Origin of the sequence: Paucibacter sp. JuS9, assembly GCF_044043925.2 — a bacterium.
Lineage (GTDB): Bacteria > Pseudomonadota > Gammaproteobacteria > Burkholderiales > Burkholderiaceae_C > JAUASW01.
Map to the genome: position 1 here is coordinate 4,343,179 of NZ_CP194172.1, position 15,425 is coordinate 4,358,603.

The 15,425-nt window shown below is 67.3% G+C and carries 14 protein-coding genes; 4 read left to right on the forward strand and 10 right to left on the reverse strand.

Translation table 11 applies throughout. The features are described from left to right. Positions 1-33: 33 nt before the first annotated feature. From ABT392_RS19365 to ABT392_RS19385, 5 genes are all read right to left on the reverse strand, one after another. Positions 34-2,157, reverse strand: a complete 2,124-nt coding sequence (locus ABT392_RS19365; RefSeq protein ID WP_395384882.1) for an esterase-like activity of phytase family protein — start codon at positions 2,155-2,157, stop codon at positions 34-36. A 96-nt stretch (positions 2,158-2,253) separates the two neighbouring features. After that, on the reverse strand, positions 2,254-3,306 hold the full coding sequence (locus ABT392_RS19370) for a 2-oxoacid:ferredoxin oxidoreductase subunit beta (protein WP_395384881.1): 1,053 nt from the start codon (positions 3,304-3,306) through the stop codon (positions 2,254-2,256). Next, a complete protein-coding gene (locus ABT392_RS19375) occupies positions 3,303-5,144 on the reverse strand; it encodes a 2-oxoacid:acceptor oxidoreductase subunit alpha (RefSeq protein ID WP_395384880.1) in 1,842 nt (613 codons plus the stop codon). The genes ABT392_RS19370 and ABT392_RS19375 overlap by 4 nt, the downstream gene beginning before the upstream one ends. Beyond that, on the reverse strand, positions 5,141-6,925 hold the full coding sequence (locus ABT392_RS19380; protein ID WP_395384879.1) for an FAD-dependent oxidoreductase: 1,785 nt from the start codon (positions 6,923-6,925) through the stop codon (positions 5,141-5,143). The genes ABT392_RS19375 and ABT392_RS19380 overlap by 4 nt, the downstream gene beginning before the upstream one ends. 153 nt (positions 6,926-7,078) lie before the next feature. After that, the gene (locus ABT392_RS19385; RefSeq protein WP_395384878.1) at positions 7,079-8,140 is read right to left on the reverse strand and encodes an extracellular solute-binding protein; all 1,062 of its coding nucleotides are present in this window, start codon (positions 8,138-8,140) and stop codon (positions 7,079-7,081) included. A gap of 104 nt (positions 8,141-8,244) precedes the next feature. Between ABT392_RS19385 and ABT392_RS19390 the strand changes: the two genes are divergently transcribed. The 4 genes from ABT392_RS19390 to ABT392_RS19405 are packed head-to-tail and all read left to right on the forward strand — an operon-like array spanning position 8,245 to position 11,208. Next, a complete protein-coding gene (locus ABT392_RS19390) occupies positions 8,245-8,832 on the forward strand; it encodes a DUF2242 domain-containing protein (RefSeq protein ID WP_395384877.1) in 588 nt (195 codons plus the stop codon). Further along, positions 8,829-9,047: a hypothetical protein gene (locus tag ABT392_RS19395; protein ID WP_334279805.1), complete on the forward strand. Its 219-nt coding sequence runs from the start codon at positions 8,829-8,831 to the stop codon at positions 9,045-9,047. The genes ABT392_RS19390 and ABT392_RS19395 overlap by 4 nt, the downstream gene beginning before the upstream one ends. Then, on the forward strand, positions 9,044-9,403 hold the full coding sequence (locus ABT392_RS19400) for a translation initiation factor Sui1 (protein WP_334279806.1): 360 nt from the start codon (positions 9,044-9,046) through the stop codon (positions 9,401-9,403). The genes ABT392_RS19395 and ABT392_RS19400 overlap by 4 nt, the downstream gene beginning before the upstream one ends. Before the next feature lie 41 nt (positions 9,404-9,444). After that, positions 9,445-11,208 (forward strand): M14 family metallopeptidase, encoded by a 1,764-nt coding sequence (locus tag ABT392_RS19405; RefSeq protein WP_395384876.1) that lies wholly within the window; start codon positions 9,445-9,447, stop codon positions 11,206-11,208. A gap of 5 nt (positions 11,209-11,213) precedes the next feature. Here ABT392_RS19405 and ABT392_RS19410 read toward each other — a convergent pair whose 3' ends face one another. The 5 genes from ABT392_RS19410 to ABT392_RS19430 all read right to left on the reverse strand — a co-directional run bounded on the left by ABT392_RS19410 (position 11,214) and on the right by ABT392_RS19430 (position 15,422). Further along, the gene (locus tag ABT392_RS19410; protein WP_395384875.1) at positions 11,214-12,512 is read right to left on the reverse strand and encodes an RNA polymerase sigma factor; all 1,299 of its coding nucleotides are present in this window, start codon (positions 12,510-12,512) and stop codon (positions 11,214-11,216) included. Then, a complete protein-coding gene (locus ABT392_RS19415; RefSeq protein ID WP_395384874.1) occupies positions 12,505-12,924 on the reverse strand; it encodes a VOC family protein in 420 nt (139 codons plus the stop codon). Before ABT392_RS19415 ends, ABT392_RS19410 begins: the two co-directional genes overlap by 8 nt. Positions 12,925-12,993: 69 nt before the next feature. Beyond that, positions 12,994-13,398, reverse strand: a complete 405-nt coding sequence (locus ABT392_RS19420) for a YciI family protein (protein WP_395384873.1) — start codon at positions 13,396-13,398, stop codon at positions 12,994-12,996. Between the two features lie 91 nt (positions 13,399-13,489). Beyond that, positions 13,490-13,846: a YciI family protein gene (locus ABT392_RS19425; RefSeq protein WP_395384872.1), complete on the reverse strand. Its 357-nt coding sequence runs from the start codon at positions 13,844-13,846 to the stop codon at positions 13,490-13,492. Positions 13,847-13,919: 73 nt separating this feature from the next. After that, complete coding sequence (locus ABT392_RS19430) at positions 13,920-15,422, reverse strand: hypothetical protein (protein ID WP_395384871.1); 1,503 nt, start codon at positions 15,420-15,422, stop codon at positions 13,920-13,922. Between the last annotated feature and the right edge of the window lie 3 nt (positions 15,423-15,425).

The following is a 15,425-nucleotide window of genomic DNA, read 5'->3' on the forward strand; positions in this document are numbered from 1 at the left end:
CGTTCTTGTGCGAAGGCCGCATTCTCGGCCCTGTCAGGGCAGGGTGTAGCTTGCCAGCGCCTTAGGGAATTTCAGGAGCCACAAGCGCGTGCGACGCTCGATCTCGTTGCCGCGCGTCACACGCACACCGGTGGCGCCAGGGGCGCAGGCGCCGTCGCTCAGGATGCTGCCATTCGCGTCCACCATGCAGGCCGTCGGGTCGCCGTCGACCAGCTTGCCCGTGGCATCGACCAGCGTGGTGCGCAGGCCGAAATCGTTGTCGTTGATCAGCGCCAGGGTCTGGCCATCCACCACGGCCAGGCCTTCGGCCTTTTCAGCCAACCAGCCGGCGGCATTCAGGTCCAGCAGCATCGTCTTCTTCAGCGTCACGACCTGCTTCCAGGGCGTGGCCGTGGCCGTCAGGCCGTCGATGCTGTTCTTCTCCAGCTCGCTGCCCTGGGCGCTGATGTCGGTGGCATTGCTCGGCACCTGCACCAGCATCAGGAAGTTGCGCACCTGGCCATTCGCATCCGCACCTTGCTCGATGACGATGAACTTGCCCTCGCCCAGGCTCACCAGGTCACCCAGCTTGGCGCTGCCGGTGCGGTTGCGGTCCCATTTGCCGCCGCTGGCCGACAGGGCATGGTTCAAGGGATAAGCGTACAGCCTGGAGGTTTCGGTCTTGGGGTCGAACTCCAACCAGCGGGCGAACTGGGCGAAGTCGCGCACTTTGACCTTGTCGGTGTTCTTGCCGTCCTGGTCCAGGTCCGAGCTGTCGATGACCTCGACGGACTTGCCGGCCGCATCCAGCGCGTCGATCGGGCTTTGCAGGAAGCCATGCAGCTTGCCGCTGGCCTTGTCCATCGCCAGGCCTTCCATGCCGCGGTTGCTGCGGCGCTGGGCCAGCACGGCGGGCAGCTTGCCCGGGCCGGTGCCGGGCTCGTAGCGCTTGAGCACCACGCCCGTCGTGGCATCGATCTTGACGACGAAGGGGCCGTATTCGTCCGAGGTCCAGAACACCTTGGCCGCGTCGTCATAGACCAGGCTTTCGCTGTCCAGGCCCTTGGCATCGAAACCACCCTTGGCACCGTCATAGCGCAGCGCGTCGTCCAGCGGAATCTCCAGGCTGCTGCCAACCACGCCGAAAGGCGCGGGGCGGCCGGTGATCCTGGTATTGGCGTCGGACTTCAGCGGCAGGAGGCTGGTGGTGACCGCACCACCCGCACCCACCTTGATCACGCCGATGGAAGGCGTGAAGCTCGGTGCCGGGAACATCTTGGTGATGCTGGTAGCGCTGGCCTGGTCGGGACGAGGTGCGTTCGGGCTGTCGCCATTGGGGCCGCGGTCGGTGATGCCCCAGAACTCGAGGCTGCCATCGGCCGCCTTGCCCTTGAAGGCCAGGCCCGAGCCGACGGCCGGGTAGAAGCCCTTGGGAAAGTCCTTCTTCGCGGCGGCGTTCGTGCCCTCGTAAGGCACGAACATCGAGGCATCGGCCTGCAGCTCGTACTTGGTGATGAGCACATCGCCGCCGGCCGTGGCCTGCGTACTCTTGCTGGTCTCGGTCTTGCCCATCAGGCTTGCCAGTGTCGATTCGTAGTGCTCGCTTGATGCCGTGCGGCGCAGCTCGCCCATGGCGCGGCTGGCATAGGGCTGGCCGTAGCTGTCCAACTGGTTCGCGGGCAGCAGGGCCTTGAATGCGGCCTCGAAGACGTCGGGCGCAGCCGTGAAATCGAGGCTCTTGCCCTTGAAGGCATCGGCCACGGCGGCGGGGATGCGGATTCCGTTGCTGGCGTCGTCGTCATCATCCAATGATTGCAGGAAAACCAGGCGGTTGATCAGGCGCGGGTCGGCAAGATTGCTCGTCAACGCCAGCTCGGAGGCCATCAACGTCTGGGTGCAGAGCGCATCGCCAAGAATCACGTCACCGACCGTGAAGCGCACCACGTCGCCCTGCTGGCACTGGAAGCCGCCCTCGGCACCGGTGCGGCCCGCCAGCTTGGAGGGCGAGGCACTGTATTGCACGCCCTCGACAGCGCCATCGAGCAGGCGCCCGTTGACCGTGACCGGCGCGGCCTGGTCGTCATCACCGGAACAGCCCGCCATCGTGGCCATGAGGGCCATCTGGGCCATTGCCATGGTGACGGCCATCGCCACCTTCGTCTTGCTCTTGATAGTCATTGCTACCGCTCCAGGGTTTTCGCCCGATGTGTGAATTGGGCGAGACCATAGAGACGGCTCGTGACAAGCCGATGAAGAGCGGGCGGGGCGAAGCTGCTAGCGCAGCCCGGCGTTGATCTTGTCGAGCACGGCCGCGCCAGGGCAGAGCTCGCGCTCGGCCAGGCGGTTCAAGGGCGTGGCAACGGTTTTGAGGCCCGTGTGCATGTCATGCGCGCTCGGGTCGACATAGAGCAGGCCGGTCGGTATCACGCCCGAGGCCTGCAGCGCCTGCAGGTGGTTCATCGCGCCGAGCCGGTCGGTGGGGTCGTAGTCCGTCAACACTCTCTGCAAGCGCATCTGCGAGCCGTCGGGCTGCGGCACGAGGATTTCCTGCTCGTCGCCGGCCGCCTCCTGCTGCGCGGCGAGGGCTATGAAGTCGATGCGGTTCAGGGCCTCGTTGTGCTCGCGCACATGGTCGTAGCTGCGCGTGCTGCCGGCATGGTTGTTGAAGGCCACGCAGGGGCTGATCACGTCGATGAAAGCGGCACCGCCATGGCGGATCGCGCCTTCGATCAAGGGCACGAGCTGGGCCTTGTCGCCGCTGAATGACCGGGCGACATAGGTCGCGCCGAGCTGCAGCGCCAGCGCCACCAGGTCGATGGACGCGTCGTTGTTGGTTGCGCCCTTCTTGGCCACCGAGCCTCGGTCGGCCGTGGCGCTGAACTGGCCCTTGGTCAGGCCATAGACACCGTTGTTCTCGACGATGTAGACCATGCGCACGCCGCGCCGCATCGCATGCGCGAACTGGCCGAGGCCGATCGAGGCCGAATCGCCATCGCCGGAGATGCCCAGGTACAGCAGCTCGCGGTTGGCCAGGTTCGCGCCGGTGAGCACGCTGGGCATGCGGCCGTGCACCGTGTTGAAGCCGTGGCTGGCGCCGAGGAAGTAGTCCGGCGTCTTGCTGGAGCAGCCAATGCCCGAGAGCTTGGCGACGCGGTGCGGCGCGATGTCCAGCTGCCAGCAGGCCTGAACGATGGCGCTGGACACCGAATCGTGCCCGCAGCCGGCGCACAGCGTCGAGACCTTGCCTTCGTAATCGCGCCGCGTGTAGCCGACCTTGTTCTTCTGCAAGGACGGATGGTGCAGCGTGGGTTTGGCGAGATAGGTCATGCCGGATTCCTCTGCTCGCGCGGTGCCGTCGCCAAGGCGTGCACATGGCGCGTGATCGATTCGGTGATGAAGCGCGCGGTGATCGGCGTGCCATCGAAGTGCAGGACCTTGGTCAGCCTGGCTGGCGCCACTTCGAGCTCGTTCACCAGCAGGCTGCGCATCTGCGCGTCGCGGTTCTGCTCGACGACGAAGACCTGCTCATGCGCCTCGATGAATTCCTTGACGCTGGCCGGGAAGGGAAAGGCGCGCAGGCGCAGGGCATCGAGATGGATATCGGCGGCGCCGAGCGCGTGCAGGGCCTCGTCCATGGCCGGGCTGGTCGACCCGAAGTAGATGACACCCAGCCGCGTCTTGCGCGTTGCTCCGCGCAGTACCGGCTGCGGCACCAGCGTGGCGGCGGTGGCGAACTTCTTCAGCAAACGCTCGACGTTGTAGACGTAGTCCTCGCCCTTCTCCGAATAGCGGGCCTGCGGGTCGCGCGTCGTGCCGCGGGTGAAGTAAGCGCCCTTGCTCGGGTGCGTGCCGGGCAGCGTGCGCCAGGGAATGCCGTCGCCATCCACGTCCTTGTAGCGGGCGAACTCAGGTCCGGCATCGAGCTGCTCGGCCGTCATCACCTTGCCGCGGTCAAAGCGCCGCTCGTCGCTCCACTGCAAGGGCTCGCACAGGCGCTGGTTCATGCCGATGTCGAGGTCGGTCATCACGAAGACCGGCGTCTGCAGCCGGTCCGCCAGGTCCAGCGCAGCGGCCGCATGCTCGAAGCATTCCTTGGGATCCTCGGGCAGCAAGAGCACATGCTTGGTGTCGCCATGCGAGGCATAGGCGGCGGCCAGCAGGTCGGCCTGCTGGGTGCGGGTGGGCATGCCGGTGGACGGGCCGCCGCGCTGCACATCGATGATGGTGAGAGGTATCTCGGCAAAGTAGGCCAGGCCCAGGAACTCGCTCATCAGGGAGACGCCCGGCCCGCTGGTGGCGGTGAAGGCGCGCGCGCCGTTCCAGCCGGCGCCGGTGATCATGCCAATGGAGGCGATCTCGTCTTCGGCCTGGATGATGGCGTAGCGCTTTTCTCCGGTGGCCGCATCTACGCGGTACTTGCTGCAGTACTTCTCGAAGGATTCGGCGACGGACGAAGACGGCGTGATCGGGTACCAGGCGCAGACCGTGGCGCCGCCGTAGACACAGCCCAGCGCCGCGGCCGCATTGCCTTCCATGAAGATGCGATTGCCAATGCCCTTGCCGCGCCGCACCTGCAGGCCCAGCGCATCGGCCAGATGGTCTCGCGCGAACTCGCGGCCGGCATGCAGCGCGCGCACGTTCGAATCGAGCAGCTTTTCCTTGCCCTTGTACTGCTCGGCAAACAGCTTCTCGATCTCGCCCGGGTCCATGCCCATCAATTGCGAAAGCGCGCCCAGCACCATGATGTTCTTGAACAGCTGGCGCTGGCGCGAGTCTTCGTAGGTGGCGTTGCAGATGGCCGTGACCGGCATCGAGATCACGTGCACATCGGAGCGGAAGGCCTCGGGCGGCAGCGGCCGCGTGGAGTCGTAGAACAGATAGCCGCCGGGGCTGATTTCCTTCAGGTCCTGGGCCCAGGTCTGCGGGTTCATCGCCACCATCATGTCCACGCCGCCACGCCGCCCCAGCCAGCCGGCCTCGCAGACGCGCACCTCGTACCAGGTGGGCAGGCCCTGGATATTGCTGGGGAAGATATTGCGCGGGCTGACCGACACGCCCATGCGCAGGATGGCCTTGGCGAACAGCTCGTTGGCCGAGGCCGAACCCGAGCCGTTGACGTTGGCAAATTTGACGACGAAATCGTTGACGGCTTCGATACGGCTCATGTGGCAGCCCTCCGTGTCTCATGATCCCGACAAGCCGGGCCGGCCTTCGTTGTCTGCAACAGGAACTTCTGCATGTCCCAGGCGCCCGTCGGGCAGCGCTCGGCGCACAGGCCGCAGTGCAGGCAGACGTCTTCGTCCTTCACCATCACGCGCTGCGTCTTCAGCTCGCCCGAGACGTAGAGGTCTTGCGCGATGTTCAGGGCTGGCGCGTTGAGTCGCGTGCGAAGCTCGGCTTCCTCGCCATTGGCCGTGAAGCTGATGCAGTCCATCGGGCAGATGTCCACGCAGGCGTCGCATTCGATGCACTGCTTGTCGGTGAACACCGTCTGCACGTCGCAGTTCAGGCAGCGCTGCGCTTCCTTGAAAGCGGTGGCCGCATCGAAGCCGAGTTCCACTTCCACCTTGATGCTGGCCAGCGCCTTCTCGGCCGCGGTCCAGGGCACCTTGTAGCGGGCGTCGTTGGCAATCGCGTTGTCGTAGCTCCACTCGTGGATGCCCATCTTCTGCGACATCAGGTTCACGTAGGGCGGCGGCCGCTTGCTGACCGCCTCGCCGTGCAGATACCTGTCGATAGACACTGCGGCCTCGTGCCCATGCGCGACGGCGGTGATGATGTTCTTGGGGCCGAAGGCTGCATCGCCACCGAAGAAAACCTGCGGCAGGCTGGACTGGAAGCTCTGCGCATCGAGCTGCGGCAAGCCGTGCTCGTTGAAGGCGATGCCCGCGTCACGCTCGATCCAGGGGAAGGCGTTCTCCTGGCCCACGGCGATCAGCACCTCGTCGCAGGGGATGGTGATCTCTTCGCCGGTCTGAGTCGTCTTGAAGCGCATGCCGGTGAGCTTGCCGCCCTGATGCTCGAAGGCCAGGGGCACATGGAAATCGAGGATGGGAATGCCCTCATGCTCGGCGTCTTCCTTCTCCCAGGGCGAGGCCTTCATCTGCGCATAGCCGCTGCGCACCGCCACCGTCACGCTCTTGGCGCCGAGGCGCCGCGCGGAGCGGCAGCAGTCCATCGCGGTGTTGCCGCCGCCGAGCACGATGACGCGCGGCAAGACGCTGGTGACATGGCCGAACGACACCGAGGCCAGCCAGTCGATGCCGATGCGGATGCTGGCGCCCGCTTCCTGGCGGCCGGGCAGTTGCAGGTCGCGCCCGCGCGGCGCACCACAGCCGACGAAGACCGCGTCATGGCCCTCGTCCAGCAGCGCCTTCATCGACGCGATGCGCTCGCCCGCGCGCAGCTCGACGCCGAGGTTCAGGATGTGGCCGCATTCCTCGTCGATCACCGACTCGGGCAGGCGGAAGCGCGGAATCTGCGTGCGGATGAAGCCGCCGGCCTTGGCCTCGCCATCGAAGACGGTGACCGCATAGCCCTGTGTGGCCAGGTCGCGCGCCACGGTGAGGGAGGCCGGGCCGGCGCCGATGCAGGCGACCCGCTTGCCATTGCGCGACTGTGGCTTGGGGAACAGTGCGCGCAGCTCGTCCGTCTTGTTGTCGGCGCAGACGCGCTTCAATCGACAGATGGCCACGGCCTCGGGTTTGGCTGAGTTCTTTTCCTCGACCCGGCCGCGCCGGCAGGCCGGTTCGCAGGGCCGGTCGCAGGTGCGTCCGAGGATGCCGGGGAAGACGTTGGACACCCAATTCACCATGTACGCCTCGTCATGGCGGCCCTGGGCGATCAGGCGGATGTATTCGGGGACGGGGGTGTGGGCCGGACAGGCCCACTGACAGTCGACGACCTTGTGGAAATAGGCCGGATCGGCAATATCGCTGCGCTGCACCGTGGACACCCTCCTGTGCGGATCACAGCGAAAGCACGTTGGCGGTGCAAAAGGGCACCGGTGCACCACTGTGTCGGACCAGTCTACGCCCGCCGCACCAGACTGGGCTGCGCGGGCAAACCCGGGCGCACCAACAAGGTCTTCAGCGCGTCCTCACCCTGGCCTGCGCAGCACTTCCCGCTGCCAGCTGCTGGTGAGCTTCTTGGATTCACGCGCCCACAGCACCGGCTGCAAGGCGCGTGCATTGCGGTACTGGGCGCTGTCCACCAGGCGGCGGCGCACCCTCTCGGGCAGCTTCAGGTGGTCGATGCGGATCGGCCGGGCATTGCCGCGGGCCAGGTTCAGCTGGCCCTCGTCGCTGAAGATGAACTCGCGCGCCAGCACGGCTGCATTGGGATGCGGCGCATGCTTGTTGATGAGGGGCGAATAGCCGCTGACGACCGAGCCGTCCTCGGGAATCAGGATCTCGAAGTCGCCCGCGTTGCCCAGGCGGTGGCGCAGCGACAAGGCATTGAAGTCCCACATCACATAGACATCCGCATGATCGACCTTCATGCGCGGCAGGGTCGGGTTGTCGCTGATCAGGCGGCCATGCTTGGCGAGCTCGGCAAATCCTTGCAAGGCGGGCTCCAGCCGGGTCTCGCTGCCACCCAGCGCGATCGCCGCGGCCAGCACGGCGGCATTGGCCTGCGCCGTCGGGCCGACATCGCCGATCAGCACCCGCGCCGAACTGGCCAGCAGGGCGCGCCAGCTGCGTGGCAGCTGCGGAACGCGCCGGGTGTTGACCGCAAAGGCAATCGTGCCGGTGTAGGCCAGGGCCCAATGGCCATCGGCGTCCTTGGCCCAATCGGGAATCTGCTCCCAATGGAGAGGCTTGTGGGCGCGCGTGAGCCCGGCAGCCTTGGCTTGCGCTGCGAATTCGAAGCCCACGTCACACAGGTCGATGCTCGCCGCCCGGCCTTCGCTGGCCAGGCGGGTCAGCTGCTCAGCGCTGCTGAGGTTGTGGTCCACATGGGAGAGGCCGTATTCGTGCAGAAGGTCGTGCCAGGTTTCGCGCCAGTTCGCCCAGCTGTCGGGCATGCCGGTGCTGACCAGCTGGCCTTCGGCGCGCGCGGCGCTGGCCAGCTTGGCCAGCCGCGCATTGCCGGCCAGCGCCGGCCGTGCCGCCATCAGGCCCAGCAGGGCGCTCAGATGATGGCGTCGCGACAGGTTCATGGCTCGCTTCCTTGCAGCCGGGCCAGCTTAGCATCACCCCAGGATGGGTGATACGGTGCGAGCTCCGCCAGCAGCCGCCGTTCGCACTGGGATAATGCGCGCCAATGCTGAAGACCCACCGCTCCTTCCTTCGCCCGCTCGCCGGCGGCCTGCTTGCCGCCGCCCTGCTGAGCGGCTGCGGCTTGTCGACGCCGCTGCAAGCCACGCCCAAGAGCGCTGTCTACCTGAATGAGAAGTTCCAGAGCGACGAGACCTTCTCGCGCCTGTTCGACGGCGGCGTGGCCGAGACCTGCGAGGCGGCGCGCCGCGCGCTCCTGAGCCAGGGCTACATCATCACCAATGTCCGCGAGGGTGCGATCAACGGCAGCAAGCGCTTCCAGCCCGAGGGCGAGGTGCATGTGGAGCTGAGCTTCAACATCGTCTGCGTGGCCGACGGCAAGAACGCCCAGATCGCCACCGCCTATGTCTCGGCCCAGCAGGACCGCTACGCGATCAAGAAGAGCACCAACGCGAGCAGCATCGGCATCAGCGCCATCGGCTCGATCTCGGTGCCGCTGTCGTCCTCGCAGGATTCACTGGTCAAGGTGGCCAGCGAGACAATTCCAGCCGGCGACTTCTACGACCGCTTCTTTGCCTTGATGAACCGGATGCTGCGCGAGCAGGCAAACGACAAGCGCGAGGTTGACAAATGAAAGCCCTGGTCGCGCTCCTCTTTCTCTCGCTGCTGTCAGGCTGCGAGCTGATGTACGACATGGGCCAGCAGACCGCCCTGCGCGACTGCGAGCAGATGCAGGACGCCACGGCGCGCACCGAATGCAGGCGCCGCAACAGCCAGGACTACCGCGACTACGAGCAGCAGCGCCGCCAGCTGCAGGCGCCCGCCGCCGCCTCGGGGGCGAAGCGATGAGCGGCGGCAGCCGACTGGTCTACTCCACCGAGTCCGGCCGCACCTGCCCGGACTGCCGGCAGGCCCTGGCCGACTGCCGCTGTGCGGCACTGAAGAAAGCCGCCAAGCCGGCCGGCGACGGTGTGGCCCGCGTCTGGCGCGAGAGCAAGGGCCGCGGCGGCAAGACCGTCACCCTGGTCAAGGGCATGACCCTCGCCGACGCCGACCTGCAGCTGCTGGGCAAGAAGCTGCGCGCCTCCTGCGGCACCGGTGGCACGGTCAAGGACGGGGTGATCGAGATCCAGGGCGACCATGCCGAGCGCGTGACCGAGCTGCTGGTCAAGGCCGGACATCCGGCAAAGCGAGCGGGCGGCTAGTACAGTCCGGCGACACTTTTGTCGCCCGGACTGATCAGCCCATGTTCAAGCTCTCCACGCTTCTCGCCGCCTCCCTCCTTGCCGCCAGCGCGCTCGCCGCGCCGCCCCCGCTGAGCACCGTCTCCGAGCGCAGCGGTTTCCTCAAGACCGGGCGCTATGACGAAGTGCAGGCCCTGTGCCGCGACTTCGAGAAGCGCTATCCGGGCCGCGTGCGCTGCTGGGAGTTCGGCCGCACGCCGCAGGGCCGGCCGATGCTGGCCCTGGTGGCTTCGGACAGCGGTGCGCTCACCCCGGCCGAGGCGCGCAAGCGGAAGTTGCCGGTCAGCCTGATCCAGGGCGGCATCCATGCCGGCGAGATCGACGGCAAGGACGCCGGCTTCCTCGCCCTGCGCCAGGTCCTCGACGGTCAGGCCGCGCCTGGCGCTCTCAAGGGTCAGGTGCTGGTCTTCGTGCCCGTGTTCAATGTCGACGGCCACGAGCGCTTCGCCGCCTGGAACCGGCCCAACCAGCGCGGCCCCGAGCAGATGGGCTGGCGCACCACGGCGCAGAACTACAACCTGAACCGCGACTATGTGAAGGCCGACGCGCCCGAAATGCAGGCCATGCTGCGCCTGATCGACCTGTGGGACCCGCTGGTGCTCGTGGACCTGCATGTGACCGACGGCGCCAAGTTCGAGCATGACGTGGCGGTGCAGGTCGAGCCGGTCCATGCCGGCGACGAGGCCTTGCGCGCGGTCGGCCGCGCCTGGCGCGACGGCGTGGCGGCCGACATCGCCAGGCAGGGCTCGTTGCCGGTGGTCTTCTATCCCTCGTTCAACGAGGACGACAACCCGGCCTCGGGCTTTACCGACGGCGTTTCCACGCCCCGCTTCTCCACCGGCTACCCGCTCTTGCGCAACCGCCTGGCCATGCTGGTGGAAACGCATTCCTGGAAGGACTATCCACACCGCGTGCGCGTGACGCGCAACATCGTGGTTTCGGTGCTGGAGCGCGTGGGTGCGAGCGGCGCCGCCTGGCAAAAGGTGGCGAAGGATGCCGACGCGCGCGCCAGCCAGCTCGGCGGTCAATCGGTGGCCCTGACCTGGAAGGCCAGCCCCAAGGCGCGCGAGATCGAATTCCGCGGCTATGCCTACACCCGCACACCCAGCGAGATCTCCGGCGGCTTGATGACGCGCTACGACGAAACCAGGCCCGAGCTCTGGAAGCTGCCGCTGCGCGACGAGATCCTGCCCGACCTGCAGATCACGGCGCCCAAGGCCGGCTACCTCGTCCCCGCCGAGCATGCGGCCTGGATGGCCGACAAGCTCAAGCTGCACGGCATCAGCTATCGCGTCCTGAAGGCGCCGCTGGTCAAGGCGGCAGTGGAGACCTTCCGCGCCAGCTCTGCCAAGCGCGGCATGCAGTCGGTGGAAAACCACCAGCGCCTGGACCTGCAAGGCCAGTGGTCGGCCGAGGCCCGCGACGTGCCGGCCGGTTCGCTGTTCGTGCCCATGGCCCAGCCCGGTGCACGCCTGGTGATGTCGGTGCTGGAGCCGCTGGCGCCGGACTCCTACGTCGCCTGGGGTTTCTTCAACAACCACTTCGAACGCAAGGAGTACATGGAGGGCTATGTGGCCGAGGAGGTCGCCCGCGAACAGCTGGCCGCCGACCCGGGCTTGCGCGCCGCCTTCGACAAGCGCATCGCCGAAGACGCGGCCTTCGCCAAGAGCCCGGCCCAGCGCCTGGATTTCTTTGCCCGCCGCCACAGCAGCTGGGACGAGCGCTTCAATCTCTACCCTGTACTGCGGACCGACGTGGCGCCCTGAGCCTGCTAGTGCTGTGAGAGCTTGCGCGCGCGCTCAAGCAAGAGCTCGCGTTCGCGCTCATTGCGGGTGAGGGCCGCTGCACGCTCGATCTCGACCGTCGCCTCGCTGAGGCGGCCGAGCTTGACCAGCAGGTCGCCGCGCACGCTGAACAGCCAGGGATAGTTGGCGAGCGCGCCCTCGTCCACCAACTCATCAACCAGGGCCAACGCCGCTGCCGGCCCCTCGGCCATGCCGACGGCGACGGCACGATTGAGCTCCACCACCGGCGAGGGTTGCAATTGGCACAGTGCGTCGTAGAGCGCGACGATCTCGGTCCAGTCGGTCTGCTCGGCCCGCAGCGCCCGCGCATGGCAGGCCGCGATGCCTGCCTGCAAGGCATACGGCCCCAGCTCCTTGCCCAGCTCGGCAATGCGCAAGAGAGATGCCAGGCCGCGGCGAACGAGGAGCAGGTCCCAGCGGCTGCGGTCCTGGTCCATCAGGAGCACCGGCCGGCCCTGGTGGTCGGTTCGCGCATGGGCGCGCGAAGCCTGGATCTCCAGCAAGGCGTTCAGGCCCAGCACCTCGACCTCCTCCGGCATCAGTCCCATCAGCACGCGTGACAAACGCAAGGCTTCGTCGCACAGCGCAGGGCGCAGCCAGTCTTCGCCTGCGGTGGCCGTGTAGCCTTCGTTGAAGATCAGGTAGATCACTTCCAACACCGAGGCCAGGCGCTCATGACGCGCTGAGGGCGCCGGCAGCTCGAAGGGCACGCGGGCCGCGCTCAAGCTTTTCTTGGCGCGCACGATGCGCTGGGCAATCGTGGGCTCGGCCACCAGGTAGGCGCGCGCGATTTCCGCGGTGGAAAGCCCGCCGAGCAGGCGCAACGTCAAGGCCACGCGCGCCTCGGTGGACAGCACAGGATGGCAGGCGGTGAAGATCAGGCGCAGAAGGTCGTCGCCGATGTCATCGGCTCTTGCGGCATCCAGCCCATCGACAAAGTCCGGCACGATCATCGCCTCCTGTGCCTCCAGGTCTGCGCCCAGCTCCTCATGCTTGCGCGCATGCAGAGCCGCAGCGCGCACATGGTCCAGCGCACGGTTCTTGGCCGCCGCCATCAGCCAGGCGGCCGGCTTGTCCGGCAGGCCTTCGTTCGGCCAGCGCTGCAGGGCGACCAGGAGCGTGTCCTGCGCCAGCTCTTCAGCAACGCCCACGTCGCGCGTGATGCGAGCGATATGAGCGACGATCTTGGCCGACTCCAGGCGCCAGACCGCCGCTATGGCCCGCTGTGTCGCCGCCAGCCGGGTGACCTGCGCCGGATCAGGCATCGCGTTCCGGGTTCGCGGCCGCGCTGGTGTTCATGTACGCCAGCTCCCAGATGTGGCCATCCAGGTCTTCGAAGCCGTGGGCGTACATGAAGCCATGGTCCTGCGGTGCTCGCGGCGCGGTGCCGCCGGCCGCCACGGCCTTGGCCACCAGGCTGTCGACCTCCTCGCGGCTCGAGCAGTTCAGGCAGATCAGCACCTCGGTGCTGGCCTTGGCGTCTGCAATCGGCTTGGCCGTGAAGCTGCTGAAGAAAGGCTCGGTCAGGAGCATGGCGTAGAGGTTCTCGCCCAGCACCAGGCAGGCGCCATGCTCGTTCGTGAAATGGGGGTTGAACTCATAGCCCAGCTCGCGCCAGAAGGCCTGCGAGCGCGCCATGTCCTTGATGGCAATGTTGACGTAGATCTGGGTGTGCATGACGGCTCCCGTGTTCAGCTGCGCGTTTCGGCGATCTTCTTGAGACTGGCCAGGACGATCTTCAGCATGTCAGTGCCCTCCCAGGCCGGCGGCCGCGGCGGGTTCAAAATCTTCCGGTTCGTAGAGTTGCCGCACCTCGATCACGCTGTCCTCGCTGATGCCCTTGAACGGGTCGGGAAAGCGACGCGCCCACTCCATCGCCTCTTCGCGAGAACGGACCTGGATCACGGTGTAGCCGGCAATCAGCTCCTTGGCCTCGGCAAAGGGCCCGTCCACCACGCGACGCTGCCCGCCTTCGTAGCGGATACGCCAGCCCTCTGCGCTGGGCTTGAGGCCTGCGCCATCCAGCAGGACACCAGCCTTGGCAAGCTCTTCGTGGTAGGCCAGCATGTCGGCCAGCAGCTCGTTGTCGGGGGCCGGCATGACGCCGGCCTCGCTGGCCGCATTGGCCCGCACGATGATCATGAAACGCATCTGTCTCTCCTGTCAGCACGCCGGCGTGAGGGCGCTCAGGGATACGACGGACCAGCCCGCCCAATTTCGACAAGAGGGCCGAACTTCTTCTTCAATCGTCGAAGCAGGGCCCGACCTGGCGGACCTCGATCGTCGCCCATTCGGCCGCCGGGCATTGCTCGGCATAGGCCAGCGCCTCCTCGCGACTGACGCAGTCCAGCAGGAAGAAGCCGCCGACCATTTCCTTGGCTTCGGCGAAGGGGCCGTCGATCACCTGCGAGCGGCCGTCGCGCACCTTCAGCCGCGTGGCCCGCCGGGTCGAGGCCAGCGAATTGGCCGCCACCAGCACGCCGCGCTGCTGAAGCATCTCGCCGAATCGCAGCATCCGGTCATAGACCTGCTGGCCGGCCTCCAGGCCGCGTTCCTGACGCTGGCCGACCGGTTCCACGATCAAGAGCATGTAAGACATCGTTGCCATCTCCTCCTGGGGAGGCCGATTGTGGCGCCACCCCGGAGGCCATGGCAAAGATTGCCCGGTTCGCTCAGCGCAGCGCCAGCGACTCGCGCTTCCAGGCCGGGTCCTGCCAGCGCTGGAAGGCGCCCAGCAGTTGCGGCTCGCCGGCCTGGCGTTCGGTGGCCAGGGTTTGCAGGTTCAGCAGCTCGAACGTGCGGCGGGCGTAGCGCCCTTCGGCGCGCGCCTCGCGGCTGACCAGCACCTGCTTGCCGCCGGGCACCCAGCCAGCGAATTCCACATAGCCCAGGCCCGGATGGGCGGCGGTGGGTGGCAGCACCTGCAGGCGCCAACCCTCGGAACTCTTGTGCAGGATCCACAGCTCGCGCCAGCCCTCCAGCGGCTGGGCGGCGATGGCGATGGCATTGCCCTCGCGGTTGAGACTTGCCGAAGCCAGCCAGACCCGGCCGAAGCTGCAGCGGCGCAGCAAGGGCCTGGCCGGGTTGCCGTCCGTGAGGCTCAGGCATTGCTCGCCTTCCGGCGTGGCGGAGAGACTCATCTGCAGCTTGCCGAACTCACGCGAAGAGAGGCGCGGCGATGCGGCCCAGCGCATCGCATTCACCCGCATGGCGGTGTCGTTCCAGCTCGCTTGATCGTCTTCGGCCAGCTCAGTCGGCTGCAGGCTGGCGAAGTCAGCCAGCGAGGCTTGCGCCGCCGCTGTTGACGCCGCCGCCTCGCGGCGCGCGAAAGCCAGGCTGGCCTGCACGGCGGCGCGGCGCATCAGGACGCGGTTCTTCCAGTGCGGGGCCAGGTCTTGCACATCCACATGGCTCAAGACCTCGGCGCGCCAGGCGTCGAGCTTTTCCTTGTCCGAGGGCAGGGCGGCCGGATCCGAGCAATCGGGGCGGGTCAACGCCAACGCTGCGCGGGCCTGAGCCTCGGCGGCCGCCGGCATCGAGAGCACGCGGCGAAAGGCATCGCCGTCATAGCAGAGAAGCACCCGGCCATCGGGCTGGTTGATGCTCACATAGCGCAGGCCGTAGCGCGCGGCCACGTCGAGCTGGGCGGCGGTCAGCGTTTCGTTGTTCTTGTTGCCGAGGTTGGCCCGGTCCGCGATGCGCTCCGCCAGCGTGCCCAGCGCATCGAGCGCTTCAGTGCCGCCTGCACCATTCAGCTGCTCGCGAGAAGCGCTCTGCACATAGGCGGCGGCCAGGCCCAGGCCCAAGGCTTCCGCGCCCTGCTGCAGGCGCACCAGGCGCAAGCTGGCCAGCAGCTCATTGGGATCGTTCGGCAGGCGGTAGATCTGGCTCTTGCGCAGCCAGCCACCGCGCTCGCGGCGGTAGTCCCAGACCTGGTAGTGGTCGAGCCGCTCGGCGCGGATCTCGAGCGCCTCGCCACGCCAGAGACTGGCTTGCAAGGGTGCCGAGTCACGCGCGGCGCCGCGCAGCGGGGCCTGGTCGTGCAGGACCAGGCCGGCGCCCAGCGGCTTGCCGGCTTCCGCAGCGGCGGCGACGTTGAGACAGGCGGCCGCCAGCGACAGGCCCATCACCAGCAGGACCGGCAGGCTGCACACGCGAAGCTTGTTCTTGCTCATGAC

Coding starts and splice junctions, on each gene's coding strand:
- ABT392_RS19390 (WP_395384877.1), top strand. CDS start 8,245: ATGCTGAAGACCCACCGCTCCTTCCTTCGCCCGCTCGCCGGCGGCCTG.
- ABT392_RS19385 (WP_395384878.1), bottom strand. CDS start 8,140: ATGAACCTGTCGCGACGCCATCATCTGAGCGCCCTGCTGGGCCTGATG.
- ABT392_RS19395 (WP_334279805.1), top strand. CDS start 8,829: ATGAAAGCCCTGGTCGCGCTCCTCTTTCTCTCGCTGCTGTCAGGCTGC.
- ABT392_RS19425 (WP_395384872.1), bottom strand. CDS start 13,846: ATGTCTTACATGCTCTTGATCGTGGAACCGGTCGGCCAGCGTCAGGAA.
- ABT392_RS19365 (WP_395384882.1), bottom strand. CDS start 2,157: ATGACTATCAAGAGCAAGACGAAGGTGGCGATGGCCGTCACCATGGCA.
- ABT392_RS19400 (WP_334279806.1), top strand. CDS start 9,044: ATGAGCGGCGGCAGCCGACTGGTCTACTCCACCGAGTCCGGCCGCACC.
- ABT392_RS19370 (WP_395384881.1), bottom strand. CDS start 3,306: ATGACCTATCTCGCCAAACCCACGCTGCACCATCCGTCCTTGCAGAAG.
- ABT392_RS19405 (WP_395384876.1), top strand. CDS start 9,445: ATGTTCAAGCTCTCCACGCTTCTCGCCGCCTCCCTCCTTGCCGCCAGC.
- ABT392_RS19375 (WP_395384880.1), bottom strand. CDS start 5,144: ATGAGCCGTATCGAAGCCGTCAACGATTTCGTCGTCAAATTTGCCAAC.
- ABT392_RS19415 (WP_395384874.1), bottom strand. CDS start 12,924: ATGCACACCCAGATCTACGTCAACATTGCCATCAAGGACATGGCGCGC.
- ABT392_RS19430 (WP_395384871.1), bottom strand. CDS start 15,422: ATGAGCAAGAACAAGCTTCGCGTGTGCAGCCTGCCGGTCCTGCTGGTG.
- ABT392_RS19410 (WP_395384875.1), bottom strand. CDS start 12,512: ATGCCTGATCCGGCGCAGGTCACCCGGCTGGCGGCGACACAGCGGGCC.
- ABT392_RS19420 (WP_395384873.1), bottom strand. CDS start 13,398: ATGCGTTTCATGATCATCGTGCGGGCCAATGCGGCCAGCGAGGCCGGC.